Annotated in this window: 17 protein-coding genes; 16 read left to right on the top strand and 1 reads right to left on the bottom strand. The window is 64.8% G+C overall.

What is annotated here, in order from left to right:
- Positions 1–128 precede the first annotated feature (128 nt).
- The 16 genes from BMI85_RS02030 to BMI85_RS01955 all read left to right on the top strand — a co-directional run bounded on the left by BMI85_RS02030 (position 129) and on the right by BMI85_RS01955 (position 16,095).
- The gene (locus tag BMI85_RS02030; RefSeq protein ID WP_078599336.1) at positions 129–719 is read left to right on the top strand and encodes a hypothetical protein; all 591 of its coding nucleotides are present in this window, start codon (positions 129–131) and stop codon (positions 717–719) included.
- Between the two features lie 231 nt (positions 720–950).
- Positions 951–2,348: a UDP-N-acetylmuramoyl-L-alanine--D-glutamate ligase gene (gene murD, locus BMI85_RS02025; RefSeq protein WP_078599335.1), complete on the top strand. Its 1,398-nt coding sequence runs from the start codon at positions 951–953 to the stop codon at positions 2,346–2,348.
- 431 nt (positions 2,349–2,779) lie between these two features.
- Positions 2,780–2,962, top strand: a complete 183-nt coding sequence (locus BMI85_RS02020) for a Flp family type IVb pilin (protein ID WP_078599334.1) — start codon at positions 2,780–2,782, stop codon at positions 2,960–2,962.
- A 71-nt stretch (positions 2,963–3,033) separates the two neighbouring features.
- On the top strand, positions 3,034–3,840 hold the full coding sequence (cpaB, locus tag BMI85_RS02015; protein ID WP_078599333.1) for a Flp pilus assembly protein CpaB: 807 nt from the start codon (positions 3,034–3,036) through the stop codon (positions 3,838–3,840).
- A gap of 12 nt (positions 3,841–3,852) precedes the next feature.
- Complete coding sequence (locus BMI85_RS02010) at positions 3,853–5,382, top strand: pilus assembly protein TadG-related protein (protein ID WP_078599332.1); 1,530 nt, start codon at positions 3,853–3,855, stop codon at positions 5,380–5,382.
- Between the two features lie 5 nt (positions 5,383–5,387).
- The gene (locus BMI85_RS02005; protein ID WP_078599331.1) at positions 5,388–5,897 is read left to right on the top strand and encodes a TadE/TadG family type IV pilus assembly protein; all 510 of its coding nucleotides are present in this window, start codon (positions 5,388–5,390) and stop codon (positions 5,895–5,897) included.
- Positions 5,894–6,544, top strand: coding sequence for a TadE/TadG family type IV pilus assembly protein (locus BMI85_RS02000; RefSeq protein ID WP_078570224.1), 651 nt, complete (start codon positions 5,894–5,896; stop codon positions 6,542–6,544). Before BMI85_RS02005 ends, BMI85_RS02000 begins: the two co-directional genes overlap by 4 nt.
- 18 nt (positions 6,545–6,562) lie before the next feature.
- Complete coding sequence (locus tag BMI85_RS01995; RefSeq protein WP_078539559.1) at positions 6,563–7,462, top strand: AAA family ATPase; 900 nt, start codon at positions 6,563–6,565, stop codon at positions 7,460–7,462.
- A 13-nt stretch (positions 7,463–7,475) separates the two neighbouring features.
- Positions 7,476–8,906 carry a CpaF family protein gene (locus BMI85_RS01990; protein ID WP_078599330.1) on the top strand — a complete coding sequence of 477 codons (1,431 nt, stop codon included), beginning with the start codon at positions 7,476–7,478 and terminating at the stop codon, positions 8,904–8,906.
- A gap of 3 nt (positions 8,907–8,909) precedes the next feature.
- Positions 8,910–9,881: a type II secretion system F family protein gene (locus BMI85_RS01985; RefSeq protein WP_078599329.1), complete on the top strand. Its 972-nt coding sequence runs from the start codon at positions 8,910–8,912 to the stop codon at positions 9,879–9,881.
- A 16-nt stretch (positions 9,882–9,897) separates the two neighbouring features.
- Positions 9,898–10,899, top strand: coding sequence for a type II secretion system F family protein (locus BMI85_RS01980; RefSeq protein ID WP_143594958.1), 1,002 nt, complete (start codon positions 9,898–9,900; stop codon positions 10,897–10,899).
- 378 nt (positions 10,900–11,277) lie between these two features.
- Positions 11,278–12,003, top strand: a complete 726-nt coding sequence (locus tag BMI85_RS01975) for a helix-turn-helix transcriptional regulator (protein ID WP_168174720.1) — start codon at positions 11,278–11,280, stop codon at positions 12,001–12,003.
- Complete coding sequence (locus tag BMI85_RS01970) at positions 12,000–12,479, top strand: prepilin peptidase (RefSeq protein ID WP_078599327.1); 480 nt, start codon at positions 12,000–12,002, stop codon at positions 12,477–12,479. Before BMI85_RS01975 ends, BMI85_RS01970 begins: the two co-directional genes overlap by 4 nt.
- Before the next feature lie 20 nt (positions 12,480–12,499).
- Positions 12,500–13,804 (top strand): sel1 repeat family protein, encoded by a 1,305-nt coding sequence (locus tag BMI85_RS01965; RefSeq protein ID WP_078599326.1) that lies wholly within the window; start codon positions 12,500–12,502, stop codon positions 13,802–13,804.
- Positions 13,805–14,776, top strand: coding sequence for a UDP-glucose 4-epimerase GalE (galE, locus tag BMI85_RS01960; protein WP_078599325.1), 972 nt, complete (start codon positions 13,805–13,807; stop codon positions 14,774–14,776). It begins immediately after the preceding gene.
- A gap of 80 nt (positions 14,777–14,856) precedes the next feature.
- Positions 14,857–16,095: an aminopeptidase gene (locus BMI85_RS01955; protein ID WP_078599324.1), complete on the top strand. Its 1,239-nt coding sequence runs from the start codon at positions 14,857–14,859 to the stop codon at positions 16,093–16,095.
- A gap of 343 nt (positions 16,096–16,438) precedes the next feature.
- On the opposite strand, the gene BMI85_RS01950 is transcribed toward BMI85_RS01955, so the two are convergent.
- Positions 16,439–16,789: a hypothetical protein gene (locus BMI85_RS01950; protein ID WP_078599323.1), complete on the bottom strand. Its 351-nt coding sequence runs from the start codon at positions 16,787–16,789 to the stop codon at positions 16,439–16,441.
- Positions 16,790–16,798: the final 9 nt, after the last annotated feature.

Raw genomic sequence — 16,798 nt, 5'->3', positions numbered from 1 at the left:
CGTCGCGGTTCCACCGCGGCGCCCTTGGTTTACGTCACCTTTATTTGAGCGAACCAAAGCGAAATCCACTGGTTGTCTCCCCGAACCGCGACGCGAGACGTCGTAAAAGTTTTAACGAGGAGAACCCGATGACCCGCAAGTTCAACATTATTCTGTCGACGACTGCTCTCGCTGCCACGCTGTCGCTGGGCACTGTTGCCAGCGCTGAAGACGGCGTGACCACCGGTGGCTCGTCCGAAAATGGCCAATATGGCTTGGTCGACTACAAGATGCAGATCGTTCCGAATGACCAGAGCTCCGACGGCACCGCACCCGCGGTCAACGTCACCTCGGGCGGTGATGTCAACAACACCGCTGGCGTCGCAGACGAAAAGGTCGGCGCTACGATGACCGACCAGACCTCCAACGGCGAAGAGTCGATCCCCGCCGAGAACCAGCTGAACAAAGATGCTGGCATCGTCGGCAACAAGGTCCAGACCGGCGTTAACGATGCAGTCGTGTCCTCGGACGGCGCTGCAATCGGTACGATCGAGAAAGTCATGAACATGGGCGACAGCGACGAAGTCTATGTCCGCACCGACGACACGCTCGACACGACCGTTTCGATGTTCAAGATCACCGTTCCGGCCTCCGAAGTCGGCTCGGGCAAGCTGATGCTGAATGCAAGCCTGTCGGACATTCTCTCGACGCTCGAAAAGCAGCAAGACCAGAAGTCGTAATCTAGCGATCTTCGCTTGAAGACCCTTTGCGGCGCGCACGGTTCCTCCCCTCCGTGCGCGCCGTTTTTGCATGTCCGGCGACTTGCGCGCTGCGTTCCCCCTTTCCCCTTCGTATTGGTTCAAATATCCCGGGGGTGCGGGGGCTGGCCCCCGCGATAGGACGACGTGATAGAACGACGAAAGACGCGAGGCGGCCCCCGCTGCCCTTGCGCGAGGCGACAGGAGAGACCCATGATCCCGGTGCAGGGCTTTGACGGACAGAAGGTGGCGGTGCTCGGGCTCGGGCGCTCGGGTCTGGCGACGGCGGCCGCGCTGCGCGCAGGCGGGGCCGAGCCGCTGTGCTGGGATGACAGCCCCGAAGGCCGCGCCCGCGCCGAGGAAGCAGGGTATAGCTGCCGCGACCTGACGCGCCACGGCGCCTTCGAGGAGGTTGCGGCCCTGATCGTCTCCCCCGGTATCCCGCATCTCTATCCCAAGCCCAACCAGGTGATTTCGGCTGCGATGGAGGCGGGCGTGCCCGTCGATAACGATATCGGCCTGTTCTTCGCCTCCTGGGCCACCGATGATTTCATGCGCTACGATCAGGCGCCGCGCACGATCTGCGTCACCGGCTCGAACGGGAAATCCACGACGACGGCGCTGATCCATCACATTCTGGAAGAGGCCGGGCGACCGACGCAGATGGCGGGGAATATCGGGCGCGGTGTGCTCGATCTGGAGCCTGCCGAGAATGGCGAAGTAGTGGTGCTGGAGCTGTCCTCCTATCAGACCGATCTGGCGCGCGCGCTGACGCCCGACATCGCGGTCTTCACCAATCTCTCGCCGGACCATTTGGATCGCCACGCAGGCATGGGCGGCTATTTCGCGGCCAAGCGTCGTCTCTTCGCGGAAGGCGGCCCGGATCGCGCGGTGATCGGGGTGGACGAGCCCGAGGGCGTCTATCTCGCCAATCAGATCATGATGGGCCGCAACGATGACAGGCTGATCCGCGTGTCCTCGGCGCGCAAGCTCGGGGATTGGGGGTGGTCGGTCTATGCGCGCAAAGGGTTCCTCTGCGAATGGCGCAAGGGCAAGCAGGTGGCCTCGATCGACCTGCGTGATGTGACCGGGCTGCCCGGTGCGCATAACCATCAGAACGCCTGCGCGGCCTATGCCGCCGTGCGCGCGCTGGGAATTGCGCCGCGCGTGATCGAGCAGGCGTTCCATTCCTTCGCCGGTCTTCCGCATCGCAGCCAGACCATCGCGGAGAAGCGTGGGGTGCGCTGGGTCAATGACTCCAAGGCGACCAACACCGACAGCGCCGCGAAGGCACTCGAGGCCTTCCCGAACATCCGCTGGATCGCGGGCGGTCTGGGCAAGGAGGGCGGGGTGGCCTCGCTCTCCGAACATCTCGGTGCGGTGAAGAAAGCCTATTTCATAGGCCACTCCGCGCGCGACTTCGCGCTGGAACTGGCCGTCGAGCATGAGATTTGCGAGACGATGGAAGCCGCCGTCGCCGCCTGCGCCCGCGACGCCGAAGAGGGCGATACGGTCCTGCTGGCGCCTGCCGCGGCCAGCTTCGACCAATATCCGAATTTCGAGAAACGCGGCGATCACTTCGCCCAACTCGTGGACGCGCTGCCCGGCTGAGGGTTGAGCGTCAACGCCGTCCGCTCTCACATCTCGCGAAAACGGCAGTCCCGCTTCGGGGCTGTCGAAGATCCCGGTGCCTCTGTCACCGAAACCGTGCGCGGCCTGTAGCTCGAACGGTGTAGCGTCCTGAACGGCATCGTTCCGCCGCACGCGTCAAACCTCCGAAACAAGACGAAAATCGCGCGCCTCAAGCCGAGTCGCGAGAGCGGCGCTGCTGGGTGATCGCTCCTCCAAACGGCGTATCTGGCGTCCAGATTTCGGCATCGCTGCCAAGAAATACAATCCATGGTTGTGATTTCGCGACGTTGAACCGATGCCGCGACGTCAAAACGCTCGCAATCTGAATCTTGGCTGCCCGGCTCAACAGGGGACACGGGGCCAGATTTTAACGCCGGGGTGGGCCGGCATTTCAGAAACGGAGAAAGACCATGAAACTGTTCAAACTCGCTTCGCTGCGTCGTCTGAAGAAGGACGAAGAGGGCGTCACCGTCGTCGAATACGGCCTTGCTCTGGCCATCGCTTTGGCAATCGCGGGCACCGTCTACACTGCCCTTGGCGATGCCGTGGAAACTCAAATGACCAGCGCCACGACCATCATGACTGGCGGCTAAACTTATCTGGCGGTTCGCGATTGGGGGCGGGCCGCCAATATCTTTTTCAATTCCACATAACGGAGAGCGCCATGCGTATCGCATCTTTGCTGACCTTCACCGCAGGACTCGCCGTGGCAGGTGGCTCGGCTTACCTGGCGCGCGATTTCTTCGAGGCGAAATACAAACGTGACCTCGCCGCCGAGCGCGAAGGGCTCGTCGAGGTGCTCGCCGCTGCACAGAACATTCCCTTCGGCCAGACCATCGAGGCGCAGAAGCTGACTTCGATCTCCTGGCCGAAAGAGGCGCTGCCGCCGGGTGTCTTCACCGATTACGCGGCCCTTCTGCCCAAAACGGGGGGAGAGCCGCGCCGCGCCCGTGCCGAGATCGCGCAGGGCGAGCTGATCCTCGCCTCCAAGGTCTCGAACTACGGCGAGAAAGTCACCATCGTTCAAACCCTCGGCCCGAACAGCCGGGCCATGGCGATCGAGGTCAACGCCTCGAGCGGCGTCGGCGGCTTCGTGACGCCGGGCGACCGCGTCGACGTCATGATGACCCGCGGCAAGAACGAGTCGCTCAAGACCGTGACGATCCTTCAGGACGTTCGCGTCATCGGGGTGGATCAGGAAGCCGATGAGAAGGTGAAAACCCCCGGCGTGGCGCGCACTGTCACCGTTGAGGTCTCGCCCGATCAGGGCCAACGCCTCGCGCTGGCGCAGAAGGCGGGCACGCTCAGCCTGACGCTGCGCACGCTCGACGAGGCCGAGAGCGATCCGCTGCCCTCGATCGGGTTGGCGGATATTCTCAGCGAACGCTCGGCCAACAAACTCGAACCCACGCCCGTGCGCACGGTGACGATCCGGCGCGGCACGGAAGTGACCCAAACGACGGTCAAGTGAGGCTCGGGGTCGATGGGGCGCATCCAGAACAGCATCCGGCGTTTCGCCCGCGAGGAAGACGGGACGATCCTCGTCTTCTTCGGGATGAGCCTCGTGGTGGTGCTCGGTCTGGTGGCGCTCTCCTTCGATCTGGGCCGGCTCGGCAGCACCCGCTCGGAGCTGCAATCCTTCGCGGATTCGGTGGCGCTGGCGGCCGCGGGCGAACTTGACGGCAATTCCGACGCGATCACCCGTGCCGATGCGGCCGCTCAACTCATCGTCGACAGCCAGACGTTTGCGACTGGCGCGCAGGTGCTGGGAGCTGCGAACGATGTGACCCTGACCTATCTCAGCGCCCTGCCGGACAGCGACAGCGACGCGACAAACGCGGTGACCACCGATCCGGCGAAGGCGGCCTTCGTGCGCGTTGATGTCAATGAGCGCGAAGTCCAGGGCGTTTTCGCAGCCGCTTTCACCACGATGGGCGGCTATGACGCGTTCGACGGCTCGGCCACGGCGCAGGCGGTGGCGGGGCTCGAAATTCTCGCCTGCGATGTCACGCCCTTGATGTTCTGCGTCCCGCCCGGGTTCGACGCCGAGAAGAATATCGGACAGATGATCCTGCTGCGTTCCGGCGGGGGTGGCGATGCCGCCTGGGGGCCGGGCGATTTCGGGTTCCTCGATCCGAATGGCGCGAAAATCGATGACGAAGGGCCCTGCGCGAAAAAGACCGGCGCCCAGCTCGACGCTTGCCTCCTCGGCGCGGTCAGCAAGATCACCCAATGCTTCAACCAGCGCGGCGTCGATCTCGAACCGGGCCAGAAGGAAGGGCGCAACGCGGCGATCTTCAACGTGCGCTTCGACATGTATCAGTCGATCATGAACGGGCTCAGCAACGATCCCGATTACGCGCCCGCGCCGAATGTCATCAAGGGGATCGTCGCCGCCAATCCGAGCGGTAAGGATGGCACCACGTCGAATGGCGGCGGAAAAAACGCCTGCATCAAGGAAAATGAAGAGCTTTCGCCCGACACGGTCGGCCTGCCGCGTGACGATTGCTTCATGGAGGGGGCCGCTGAGCCCTGCGGTCGCTTCGGCGATGGCGACTGGTCGCAGGGCCGCATCACCTACATGCAGAAGAATTATGGCATCGACATCACGGCGGAGGGTGCCACGGATCCCTTCGCGGATGCCGACACCCGCTATGACCTATATCTTGCCGAGATCGCGGCGGCGGCTGGCGGCGACATTCTATCCGGGCGCGCCGAGACGGGCCTGCCGAGCTGCGCGCCCGCGGCCGCCCCCAATGCCGACCGCCGCGTGCTGATCGTCGCGGGCATCGATTGCAGCGCCGAGACGGGCACGGTGATCAAGGGCGCGGCTACGAATGTGCCGGTGAAGGAATTCGTCAAAGTCTTCCTGACCGAACCGGTGGGCGAGGACGGATCGAGCCCGCCGACGATGGATATCTGGGGCGAAGTGATCGGATCCGCCAGCAATGGCGACCAAGAGGAGCTGGGCACGGGCGGCATGGTCCGCGACGTCGTCCAGCTTTACCGGTGAGCGCGATGCGGTGGTTTCGCGCATATCGCCTCCGCGCCCCGCGCCGGATCTGGCGCGACGATGAGGGCGCGCAGCTGGTGGAATTCGCGCTGGTGCTTCCGCTGATGCTCATCCTTTTCGCGGCGATCATCGAGAGCGGGCGGATGTTTCTTGCCTATCAGACGGTGATCGGCGGCGTGCGCGATGCAAGCCGCTACCTCGCCCGGATCACTCCGCGCAGCATCTGCGAAACCGGCGGCAGCGTCGATGATCAGGCGGCGACGCTCGCGAATATCGTCGGCAACGCGATCACCGGCGGCAGCGTTCTGGGGGGCGGGATCACCGTCACGACGGTCGAGCCGAGCCTCGACTGCATCGAAGGCAGCTACCGTTTCGGCGATGCGCCGATCGTCGAAGTGGCGGCGAATGTCACGATCACCTTCCCCTTCGCCGGTCTCTTCACCCTCATCACACCCACGACGCTCGGCACCGTCACCACGACGATCGCCGACCAGAACCGGGTCTTCGGCTCATGACCGGGCCTCTCGCATATCACGCGCGCGCACTGCGCCGCTTCCTGCGCGACGAGGAGGGGGCGACCCTTGTCGAGTTCACGCTGGTCTTCGGCCTCTACCTTCTGGTGTTCTTCGGGCTTCTCGATTTCGGGCGTCTGGCCTTTCACTATGTGAATATGCAGCGTGGGTTGCAGGTCGCGGCGCGAGTGGCAGCGGTGCGTCCGGCGGCATGTGCCGGCGTGCCGGAGACGAATGAGCGCGGCGTGACGCCGAAAGACGAGACCGAGCCGCAATTCGGTACGAATTGCAGCGCCAAGAGCTGGGTCTGCGCGGCGCCCGCCACGGTGAGCTGCTCGGGCGCGACGACGAATGCGACCGTGGCCGAGATCTGGCCGATCGTCGCCCCGGCGCTGCCCAATGGCTCGACCGCGGCGAACCTGTCCTTCAGCTATTCCTACGATTCCGAGCTTGGATTTCTCGGCGGGCCCTATGTGCCGATGGTCACCGTCGAATTGCAGAATGTGAGCTTCCAGTTCGCGACGCCGCTGGGCGCGCTGGTGGGGCTCGTGACCGGCACTGCCGATGAAAATCTTGATGCAGATATCGCCTTCCCGAGCATGAGCACGTCGATGCCGGGCGAGGATCTCGCGCAGGGCGCGGGAAGCTAAAGCAAGGGGAGACATGAAATGACCCGTAGAACCAAACCGATATTCCTGGTGCCCGAGCCGAGCGCGCGCGACCTTGCCGCGCCCGCCAAGCGCCGGCTGACCTTTTCCGCCGAGGCCGAGCGCCTGACACACGCGCGGGCGCCCGATGAGGAGGGGCAGGTCATCGCGGTCGCGCGGAGCCGCGGCGGGATCGGGGCCACGATGCTGGCGGTGAATCTCGCCCATCAACTGGCGGCTCAGGGTGTGAAAAAAGGCCAGGCGCCGCGCCGCGTCGGGCTGATCGACCTCGATCTGCAATTCGGCATGGTCGCGGGTTTCCTCGATCTCGATCCGAGCCCGGCGCTCTATGACATGGCGCGCAGTGGGGCGGTGCCGGACGAGACCTTCCTCGATCAGTCGATCCAGCATTCGAAAGACGGGCTGGAAGTGCTTTGCGCCCCCGCTGCTTTCGCGCCGCTCGGTGCGCTCGGGGCCGATCAGGTCACCGAACTCATCACGCTGATGCAGGCGCGCTGCGATTACGTCGTCGTCGATCTGCCGCATGCGCTGATCGACTGGGTCTCGCCGGTGCTGGCGCGCGCGTCGCTGATGTATCTGGTGACCGATCTCGCGGTGCCCTCGCTGCAGCAGGCTCGCCGCCTGATCGACGCCTATCACGAGGAGAACCTCGCGCTGGAGATCGAGGTGGTCGTGAACCATCAAAGCCGTCCGCTGATGCGCTCGCGGGTGCAGCAGGAGGCGGCGAAGGCGCTCGATCGCGATCTCAGCCACTGGTTGCCCGACGACCCGCGCGCCGCCAAGGAGGCTGCCGATCGCGGCGTGCCTCTTGCGCGGATCGGGCGGCGCTCAGCGCTGTCGAAAGCGATTGCCGGTCTGGCGAAGGGGCGGCTCGCACAGAGCGCGGCCCGGACGAATTGAGGGGGAGCACGAGATGTTTCGCAATTTCACGGATCGCGGGTCGAAACCGACCGAGACCGAAAAGGTGATCCCGCTCGGCAAGCCTTATGCGGGCAGCCCTCCGAAAGACGCGCGCGAGATGGCCGCACAGCAAGTTACGCCCAAACCGCCCGCGGCAGAGGTCGACGAAGACGCGCAGCGGCGAGCGCTGGAACTGAAAAGCCGCCTGCATGACGCGCTTCTGGACCGGCTCAACCTGTCGATGCTCGACAAGGTCGTGCCCGAGGAGCTGCGCCGCGAAGTGGCGGCGCTGGTGAGCGAAGAGCTGCGCGACGCGAAAACACCGCTGCGCGCGGAGGAATTCAAGACGCTGGTCGACGAACTTCTCAACGAGGTGCTGGGGCTCGGCCCGCTGGAGCCGCTGCTGGCCGACCCGTCGATCAATGACATTCTCGTCAATGGCTGCAACCGCGTCTTCGTCGAGCGTCACGGCGTGCTGGAGCGCACGGCGGTACGCTTCCGCGACGAGCGCCACCTGCTGCGGATCATCGACAAGATCGTCTCGCGGGTGGGGCGCCGGATCGACGAGAGCAACCCTTGGGTCGATGCGCGTCTCGAAGACGGCAGCCGCGTGAACGCGATCATCCGGCCCTGTGCGATTGACGGGCCGAGCCTGTCGATCCGCAAATTCGCGCGCCAACCCTATACGATGGAGCGGCTTGTCGAGACCGGGATGATGACGGGGGCTGCGTCGCGGTTCCTCCACGGGCTGGTGCATGCCCGCAAGAATATCCTGATCTCGGGCGGTACCGGCTCGGGCAAGACGACGCTCTTGAACGCGATTTCGGCTGCCATCGACCCGCGCACGCGGATCGTGACGATCGAGGACGCGGCCGAATTGCAGCTGCAACAGGAGCATGTGGTGCGGCTGGAAACCCGCGCGTCCAATCCGAACGGGCAGGGCGCGGTGATCCAGCGCGATCTGGTGAAGAACGCGCTGCGGATGCGTCCCGACCGGATCATCGTCGGCGAGGTGCGCGGCTCGGAAGCCTTCGACATGTTGCAGGCGATGAACACGGGCCATGACGGCTCGATGACCACCGTCCACGCCAATTCAGCGCGCGACGCTCTGGGGCGGATCGAGCAGATGGTGACGATGATCGGCCTCGACATGCCGCTCAACGCGATCCGCTCGCAGATCGCGTCCGGCCTCGACATCGTCGTGCAGATCGCGCGCATGTCCGACGGTCGCCGCCGGGTGCTTTCGATCTCCGAGATCACCGGGCAGGAGGGCAATATCGTGATGATGCAGGACATCTTCACCTTCCGCAAAACCGGCACCTCTGCCGATGGCGTGATCGAGGGCGAGTTTACCGCCACCGGCCTGCGCCCGCGCTGCCTCGAAGACCTGATCGCGGCGGGTGTCGCGGTCGATCCGTCCGATTTCAAGATGCGGGGGAACTGAGCCATGTGGGAGATCATCGAAAAGGACCTCGCCGCCTATGTCGCCTATAGCGGCATCGCGCTTGGCGTTCTGCTGGCACTGACCGGCGGGCTGCACCTGCTCAACCGCACCGAGACCAGCGGTGAGGCGAAAAGCCGTCGGATGAAGATGATCGCGAAAGGGCGCGACACCGAGGAGATGCTCGCGCTGCTCAAGCCCAATCCGCGCAAGGGCTGGATCGCCCGGCTGCCGAAGCGGTTCGACCTGCCGCGTCTGCTGCATCGCGCGGGCTTCCGGATCGGGCCGGACAAGTTCCTGCTGATCTGCGCCGCGCTTGCGATCGGGAGTTTCGTGCTGGCGCTTGCCCCGCTCGGCCCGCTGCGGGCGGCCTCTGCGGCTGTGACGATCGGGCTGGCGCTGCCCTTCATGATTCTGCGCGCGCGGGCGACGCAACGGATGAAAGTGCTGACGAGCCAGCTGCCCGATGCGCTCGACATGCTCGCGCGGGGTCTGAAGATCGGCCACCCGCTGAACATGTCGATCGGTGCCGTGGCCGAGGAGATGCCCGATCCGATCGGCACCGAATTCGGCATCATCTTCGATCAGGTGACCTATGGCGAAGACCTGCCCGACGCGGTGCTGGAATTCGCCGAGCGGGTGGGGCTGGAAGACGCCGACTATCTCGCGGCCAGCATCGGTATCCAGCACGGGACGGGCGGCGATCTCGCCCGCGTGCTCGAGGTGCTGGCGGCGACGACGCGGGGCCGGATCTCGATGCGGCGCAAGATCCGTGCGATCTCGGCGGAGGGGCGCGCCTCGGCGTGGTTCCTGACCGCGCTGCCCTTCATCATGTTCGGCTTCACCTCGCTGATTTCGCCGAATTACTACGGCGAAGTCGCCGATCATCCGATGTTCCGCACGATGGCGATCATCGTCGTCACGCTGATCATCCTGAATGCCGTGGTGCTGCGCCGTCTGGTGCAGTTCCGGATCTGAGCCGGGGAGAGAGACCATGTTGATGACACGGATCGAGGATTTCGCGCTTCGGATGGGCATCGCGCCCGAGACGCTTCTGGCCGCCGGGATCGGCTTCGGCCTGCTGCTGCTGATCGTCGGGCTTCAGGCTGCCTTCCAGCGCGACCGCGCCGCCGAGCGCATCGCGGCCATCGGCGGGCCGAAAACGGGGGGGCGCGCCGAGCATGGCTATCTCAAGGCGCCGGAGGCACGTCCGGGCCAGATCCTGAAGGCCTTCGTGCCCGCCGACCGCCAGACCCGCTCCAAGCTGGAACGCAAACTTGCGCAGGCCGGGCTTTCCGGCGCGAGCGCATTGCGCCGCTTCACCCTGGTCCGGATCGCGCTGGGGATCGGCCTGCCGGGCATTTTCATGGGGCTTCTGTTTGCCGCGCGCAGCCCCGAAATAGGCCTGCCGATGGGGCTGGATGCCCGTCTCGGAAGCCTGAGCGGCATGGCGACCTATCAGATCCTGACCGGGCTCGTCGCAGGCGGCTATCTGCTGCCGCTTATGTGGCTCAACAGCCGGATGCGCGAGCGGCGGCTGCGGATCGAAGAGAGCTTCCCGAACGCGCTCGATCTGATGCAGGTCGCGATCGAAAGCGGCATGGGGTTCGATGCGGCGATGACCCGCGTGGGTAACGAGCTGGCGGACACCTCGCCGGAGATTTCCTTCGAGTTCCTCTCGGTGCAGCGTCAGGTTCAGGCTGGGCGCGAGCGTGAGGCGGCTCTGCGCGACATGGCCGACCGGACCGGGGTCGAGACCGTGCGCGCCTTCGCCAATGTCGCGAGCCAGTCGCTGCGCTTCGGGGCCTCGATGGCGCAGGCGCTGACCACCTATGCCGCCGATCTGCGCGGCATCCGCGAGATGCGCGCCCAGGAAAAGGCCAACCGCCTGCCGGTGCAGATGTCCGGGGTTCTGGCCTCGTTAATGTTACCGGCGCTCATCCTGATCGCAGTCGGCCCCGTGGTGATTCGATATTTCATGAATTTCGCGCTCTGAATCGAATCGTTTCTAATTCCGCGCTTTTTCCAAGGCATTGTTTACGGGCCATTTTTTTGGCCAAAATGTCGACTTAAATGCCGAATATACAACCTTTGATTGCAAGTGGCGTCTCGGCATTCATCCACAGCGGTCTGTGGAGATAGTCCAAATGGATAGCTTAGGAATTAACGCATTTAGGGGTTACGCTTAGAGATGGCCTACGCGCTGTCACGCACATAAGTGGGCCGCATATAATAGTTTCTGGGGATGGTGGGGACCATGCGAGACTATGGAACAGCCGGGGCTTCGCCCGGGCAAGAGCGCGCTATTGAAGCGGGCATGATTGGGGCCGTTGCACAGTGGTGTGAGTGTCTGCACGGGACGAACCCGCTGCGCATGGCGTTGAAATATCTGACCGACAGTATCGGGGCCGAGGCCGTCATATTGGCGCGCTATCCGCGGGATGCGGGCGCACCGGCACGGGCGTTGGTTCATGACAGGGCGCGATCGGGCTGCCGGATCCCGCTGGAGCAAAGCTTCGCAGGCGATCTGCTGGGCGACTATCTCGACAAGGCCAAACGGGGCTCGACCTGGTATCGCTCGATGCAGGACGAGGATGTGCCGCAGGTGGTCGCTTCGGCACTCGCCCGGCGCAACCTCGTCGAAATGGTGGTCATTCCGCTCGAGATCAGCGATCGCTGGGTCGATACGCTGGAGCTGCATTTCACCGAGAAGCTGCGCCAGTATCAGCAAGCGGTGCTGACCACGCTCGGCGATACGCTGAGCCGCACCTGGCACAACCGCGCCCGGGGCATGTTCACCGAGACCTTGCTGAAATCGGCCGCCAAGCAGGCCGCGCCGCTCATCGGCTCGCCGATCCTGAGCGCGGACAACCCGGCGCGTCTGAGCCGCTCGGAATATCGCGTCTGCCTGCTGCTGCGCCACGGCCAGTCGCCCGATCAGATGCTTGCGGAGCTGGGGATCAAGGAATCCACCCTGCGCACCCATCTGAGCAATCTCTACGCCAAGACCGGCGCGCGCAATCTGGCGGAACTGACCTTCCAGCTGGTCTCTGAACTGCCCTTCGAGCTCGCCGGCGCCAGAGCCGGACGGGTCGCATGACCGGGCAGCTCCTGCCGCTGGCGGCGCTGGCCCCGGTCTTGATCTGGGTCGCGCTCAGCGATCTGCGCGAGATGCGCATCCCGAACAAGATCGTGCTGATCACGCTCGGCTTCTTTGCGCTCTGCGCGCCGTTCCTGGCTCTGCACGAGCTGAGCCTGCGCCTTGCCGCGGGCGCGATCACCTTCCTCGTCGGCTACGTCTTTTTCGTGCTGCGCGCCTTCGGGGGCGGGGACGTGAAATTTCTCGCGGCCCTGATGCTATTCGTGCCCTCTACGGCGATGGGGGAGTTTTTGATCGCCTTTTCCGTCGCGCTTTTTGCAGGCTCGGCGCTGACGATGGGGCTACAAAGCGCGCCGGTGGCGGCGCGGATTGGGCCCCGCTTGGGTTGGAAAAGTTGTTACGCACGGGGAAAGCTCCCGATGGGCGTCTCGATCGCGCTTGCGGGTCTGGCTTTGCCTTATCTGGTCGGCGGGTAGGCCCCGCCAAGGGAGGACCTATGTCACGCAAGATTTGGACCAAACCGCTCGGAGTGGTCGCTCTGGCTTTGTGCACGGTCAGCGCACCGCTCTTCGCGGACGAAACGAAGCCCGACGTCACCGAACGCGCGCAGGCGCTCGTCTGGGGCTCTGGCGATGTGAAGCCCGATCCACAGGCCGGGCTCTCGATGTTGGAGGACGCCGCGGCGCAAGGCGATCCCGAAGCGGCTTTGGCCGCAGGTGACCTGCTCCTCTGGGGCGGTCCTGTCGCTGCGGATCGTGATCGCGCCGTCGGCTATCTCGAACAGGCGGTCGAAGCTGGCAACTGGGAAGCGCACCGTCTGTTGGGCAAGCAATTGATCGGCGGCTGGGCTTTGCCACGCGACACTGCGCGCGGGGTCGACCTGCTTGAGACGCAGATCGCAAAGGGCGATGCGAAAGCGGCGCTGATCCTGGGCGAGGCCTATCTCTACGGAACGGGACTGCCGCGCGATTATGCCAAGGCGCGCGACCTGTTCGAGACCGCAGCAGAGGCGGGCGACGCGACCGGATTGTGGAAATACGGCGAGACGCTGATGTGGTCGCAGCGCGATCCGAAGACAGCGCAGGCGTTTCTCGAACGCGCAGGCGCGGCGGGTGTCGATGGCGCCTATGCGACGCTGGCCGAGGGCGCGATGTATGGCTATCTCGGTGGCGGCAAGGTTTCGCGGGCGAAGTTCGATGGCTATGCCAAGGCTGCCCGAGCGGCCGGGAACGAGCGGATCGAAGTGCTCGACGCCACGCGCCGCATCTGGGGCATCTCGATGCGCGGCGATGGCAAGCAGGCGGTGGCGCAACTGCGCGAGGCTGCCGAAGCGGGCAACAAGACCGCAGCGCGCTATCTGGTCGGGCTTCTGCGCGACGGCAATTCCTATAACGTCCGGCGCGATCCCGAAGGGGCGGCGGACTTCCTTGAAGCGCATAACGATCTGTTCACGCCCGAAGAACTTGCGAATTACGCGATGACGATCCGTGTGGCGAGGCATCGGCACGACGCCGATTTCGCGCCGCTCGCAGGAGAGATCGCGCCCGCCCGGGCCAAGATGAACGCCGCCGAGGCCCGCGATCTGTTCAAGGCCAATCCTCGGCTCGCGGTCTATATGATCCAGAAAGACCTTGCCGATAAGGGGCTGTATCGCGGCCCGCTCGACGGGTTCGCGGGGCGCGGAACGCTGCGCGCGATGGAGCGTGCCTGTGGCACGATGCCGGGCGATATGGCCTGCCGTGACGGGGTTCTGGCGCCCGAGATCGTCGGCGCGATGCTGCGCGAAGGGTGGGGCTCGTAAGTGACATCGAAGGTTCTGGTCACCGGCGGCGCGGGCTTCATCGGGTCGCATTGCTGCAAGGCGCTGGCTGCGGCGGGGCACGCCCCCGTCGTCTTCGACGATCTGTCGCGCGGCCATGCCGATGCGGTGCGCTGGGGGCCTCTGGTCGAGGGCGATCTGCGCGACCGGGATCTGGTCGAGGCAGCGCTCAAGGACCACCGGATCGACGCTGTGATCCATTTCGCGGCGCTGGCCTATGTCGGTGAGAGCGTGGCCGAACCCACCCGCTATTACGACGTCAATCTGGGCGGGATGACCGCGCTTCTGGGCGCGATGCAGGCGGTAGGGCTGGACAAGATCGTCTTCTCGTCGAGCTGCGCCACCTATGGCACGCCCGAGACGCTGCCGATCTCCGAAGACACGCCGCAAAACCCGATCAACCCCTATGGCCGCAGCAAGCTGATCTGCGAATGGATGCTCGAAGATGCCGCCGCCGCGACTAATCTGCGCTTCGCGGCCCTGCGCTATTTCAACGCGAGCGGCGCCGATCCGAGCGGCGAGATCGGCGAGCGGCACGATCCCGAGACCCATCTGATCCCGCTGGTGCTGCGCGCGGCCTCGGGGCAGGGCCTAGCGGTGAAGGTCTTCGGCACGGATTATCCGACGCCCGACGGCACCTGCATCCGCGACTATATCCATGTCGACGATCTGGCCCGCGCGCATCTTCTGGCGCTCGATCACCTGCAGGGCGGCGGCGACAGTCTGAAACTGAACCTCGGGACCGGGCGGGGCGCGTCGATCCGCGAGGTGATCGCCTCGGTTGAGCGGGTGACGGGGCGCAAAGTACCCTTCGAGGACGCCCCACGCCGCCCCGGCGATCCGGCGGAACTGGTGGCCGATCCATCGCGGGCGCGCGACGCTCTGGGCTTTAGCGCGCGTTACCGTGAACTTGACGAGATCGTGTCCCATGCCGCCCCGTGGTTCGGCCTCTGACCTCGGGTTCGTGCTCTGCCGGGGTTGAGCCTGCCGCCCAGCCATCTATCTTGCGCCTCAACGCAATTCAGGAGGCTCTCATGGCAAGCGACGCAATCGATCCGCAACTTCTCGACCGGCTGGCCGAAGTTGCCGTGCAGGTGGGTCTGAACCTGCAAGACGGTCAGGATCTGGTGTTGACCGCGCCCGTCGAGGCGCTGCCGCTGGTGCGCCGGATCGCCGCCGAAGCCTATCGCGCGGGCGCAGGCACCTTCACCCCGATCCTCAGCGATGGTCAGATCACGCTGGCCCGGTTCGAGAACGCGAAGGACGAAAGCTTCGACCGCGCACCCGATTGGCTCTATCAGGGCATGGCGAAAGCTTACGAGAGCGGCGCGGCCCGCATGGCGATCGTCGGCGAAGACCCGATGCTGCTGTCCGAACAGGACCCGGAGAAAGTCTCGCGCGCAGGCAAGGCCAACTCCATCGCCTATAAACCGGCGCTGGAGAAAATCTCGAATTTCGAGATCAACTGGTCGATCGTTAGCTACCCGACGGTGGCCTGGGCCAAGCGCGTCTTCCCCGATCTTCCCGAAGACGAGGCCGTGGGCAAACTGGCCGACGCGATCTTCGCGGCCTCGCGCGCCGATCAACCCGATCCTGTCGCCGCATGGGAGGCGCATAACGCAGCCCTGCGCAAGCGCCGCGACTGGCTGAACGAGCAGCGCTTCTCGGCGCTGCATTTCACCGGCGGCGGCACCGATCTGACCGTGGGCCTCGCCGACGATCACGAGTGGAGCGGTGGCGCGTCCGAGGCCAATAACGGCGTCGTCTGCAACCCGAACATCCCGACCGAAGAGGTCTTCACCACGCCCCATGCCGAGCGCGTCGACGGGGTCGTTCGCGCGACCAAGCCGCTGTCGCATCAGGGCAGCCTGATCGAGAATATCGAGATGCGCTTCGAGGGTGGTAAAGTGGTCGAGGCGAAGGCCAGCCGCGGCGAGGCGGTGCTGCAGAAGCTGATCGACACGGACGAGGGCGCACGACGTCTGGGCGAGGTCGCGCTGGTGCCGCATGGCTCGCCGATCTCGGCTTCGGGGCTGTTGTTCTTCAACACGCTCTATGACGAGAACGCGGCCTGCCACATCGCGATGGGGCAGTGCTATTCGAAGTGCTTCATCAATGGCGGCGAGCTGAGCGAGGACGAGGTCGCGGCCAAGGGCGGCAACAGCTCGATGATCCATGTCGATTGGATGATCGGCGGCCCCGAGACCGATATCGACGGCATCAAGCCCGATGGCACGCGCGTCCCGGTCTTCCGCAAGGGCGAATGGGCGTGATAGGCCGCTGAACCTGACTAAGTATAGCGCCCGGCACGCCGATTGGTGTGTTGGGCGCTTATTTTTTGTGCGGACGTGAGGAATTCCGCCTCATCTCGCGCAGTTCGATGCACCCGGCGTAGGATGGCGCCGCTGAACGCGGGCGCTGCTTGACGGAAACGGAAACTGGGCGAAATCTGAATATACGGGTCGGGCTTGGCCGACCCTTTTGGGCAACTCGCGCACCCTTGCGCTGTGTGAAGGGCCGCCCGGCCGACGCAGGTTTTCGATCCTCCTCCCCGAAAACGCGTTCAGGCCGGGCGGTGCCCAGCCTGACAAGCAAGAATTCGAAATTTTCGTCCGCTTAGTTGCCGGTATCGAGGCTCTTCGAGATCAGTTCTTCGCGGCTCTTGGCGAGAGAGGGATGGATCAGCGCGTTCTCGATAGCGGCGACCTGCGTGAAGCCGATACTGTTGAGCTTTCTACCCTTAGCGAATTCCGCAGCCCGCGCTTGGTCGAGCATACTGAGATGCGGGTCGGCCGGCATGAAATAGGCCGGGTCGGACCCGCTCGAGCTCTGCTTGGGCGACTGCGATTGCGGGCCAAGGTCACCGGGCGGCTGCGACGTGACACCGGCTTGCGCGATCCCGACGCCAAGGCCAAGCGCCACTGCAAGGCTGCAACCGAATGTAGCGGCGGTAAAACGGGTCGTCATAGGCAGTTT

The sequence above is a fragment of the Thioclava sp. DLFJ4-1 genome (genome assembly GCF_002020145.1).
Classification (GTDB): domain Bacteria; phylum Pseudomonadota; class Alphaproteobacteria; order Rhodobacterales; family Rhodobacteraceae; genus Thioclava; species Thioclava sediminum.
This window is presented reverse-complemented; position numbering and strand designations above follow the sequence as displayed.

What these genes read in the sequence shown, in the direction of transcription:
- BMI85_RS01950 (WP_078599323.1), bottom strand. Translation starts at nt 16,789, where the DNA reads ATGACGACCCGTTTTACCGCCGCTACATTCGGTTGCAGCCTTGCAGTG.
- murD (WP_078599335.1), top strand. Translation starts at nt 951, where the DNA reads ATGATCCCGGTGCAGGGCTTTGACGGACAGAAGGTGGCGGTGCTCGGG.
- BMI85_RS02000 (WP_078570224.1), top strand. Translation starts at nt 5,894, where the DNA reads ATGACCGGGCCTCTCGCATATCACGCGCGCGCACTGCGCCGCTTCCTG.
- BMI85_RS02010 (WP_078599332.1), top strand. Translation starts at nt 3,853, where the DNA reads ATGGGGCGCATCCAGAACAGCATCCGGCGTTTCGCCCGCGAGGAAGAC.
- BMI85_RS01980 (WP_143594958.1), top strand. Translation starts at nt 9,898, where the DNA reads ATGTTGATGACACGGATCGAGGATTTCGCGCTTCGGATGGGCATCGCG.
- BMI85_RS02030 (WP_078599336.1), top strand. Translation starts at nt 129, where the DNA reads ATGACCCGCAAGTTCAACATTATTCTGTCGACGACTGCTCTCGCTGCC.
- cpaB (WP_078599333.1), top strand. Translation starts at nt 3,034, where the DNA reads ATGCGTATCGCATCTTTGCTGACCTTCACCGCAGGACTCGCCGTGGCA.
- BMI85_RS01965 (WP_078599326.1), top strand. Translation starts at nt 12,500, where the DNA reads ATGTCACGCAAGATTTGGACCAAACCGCTCGGAGTGGTCGCTCTGGCT.
- BMI85_RS02005 (WP_078599331.1), top strand. Translation starts at nt 5,388, where the DNA reads ATGCGGTGGTTTCGCGCATATCGCCTCCGCGCCCCGCGCCGGATCTGG.
- BMI85_RS01985 (WP_078599329.1), top strand. Translation starts at nt 8,910, where the DNA reads ATGTGGGAGATCATCGAAAAGGACCTCGCCGCCTATGTCGCCTATAGC.
- BMI85_RS01975 (WP_168174720.1), top strand. Translation starts at nt 11,278, where the DNA reads ATGGCGTTGAAATATCTGACCGACAGTATCGGGGCCGAGGCCGTCATA.
- BMI85_RS01995 (WP_078539559.1), top strand. Translation starts at nt 6,563, where the DNA reads ATGACCCGTAGAACCAAACCGATATTCCTGGTGCCCGAGCCGAGCGCG.
- BMI85_RS01970 (WP_078599327.1), top strand. Translation starts at nt 12,000, where the DNA reads ATGACCGGGCAGCTCCTGCCGCTGGCGGCGCTGGCCCCGGTCTTGATC.
- BMI85_RS01990 (WP_078599330.1), top strand. Translation starts at nt 7,476, where the DNA reads ATGTTTCGCAATTTCACGGATCGCGGGTCGAAACCGACCGAGACCGAA.
- BMI85_RS01955 (WP_078599324.1), top strand. Translation starts at nt 14,857, where the DNA reads ATGGCAAGCGACGCAATCGATCCGCAACTTCTCGACCGGCTGGCCGAA.
- BMI85_RS02020 (WP_078599334.1), top strand. Translation starts at nt 2,780, where the DNA reads ATGAAACTGTTCAAACTCGCTTCGCTGCGTCGTCTGAAGAAGGACGAA.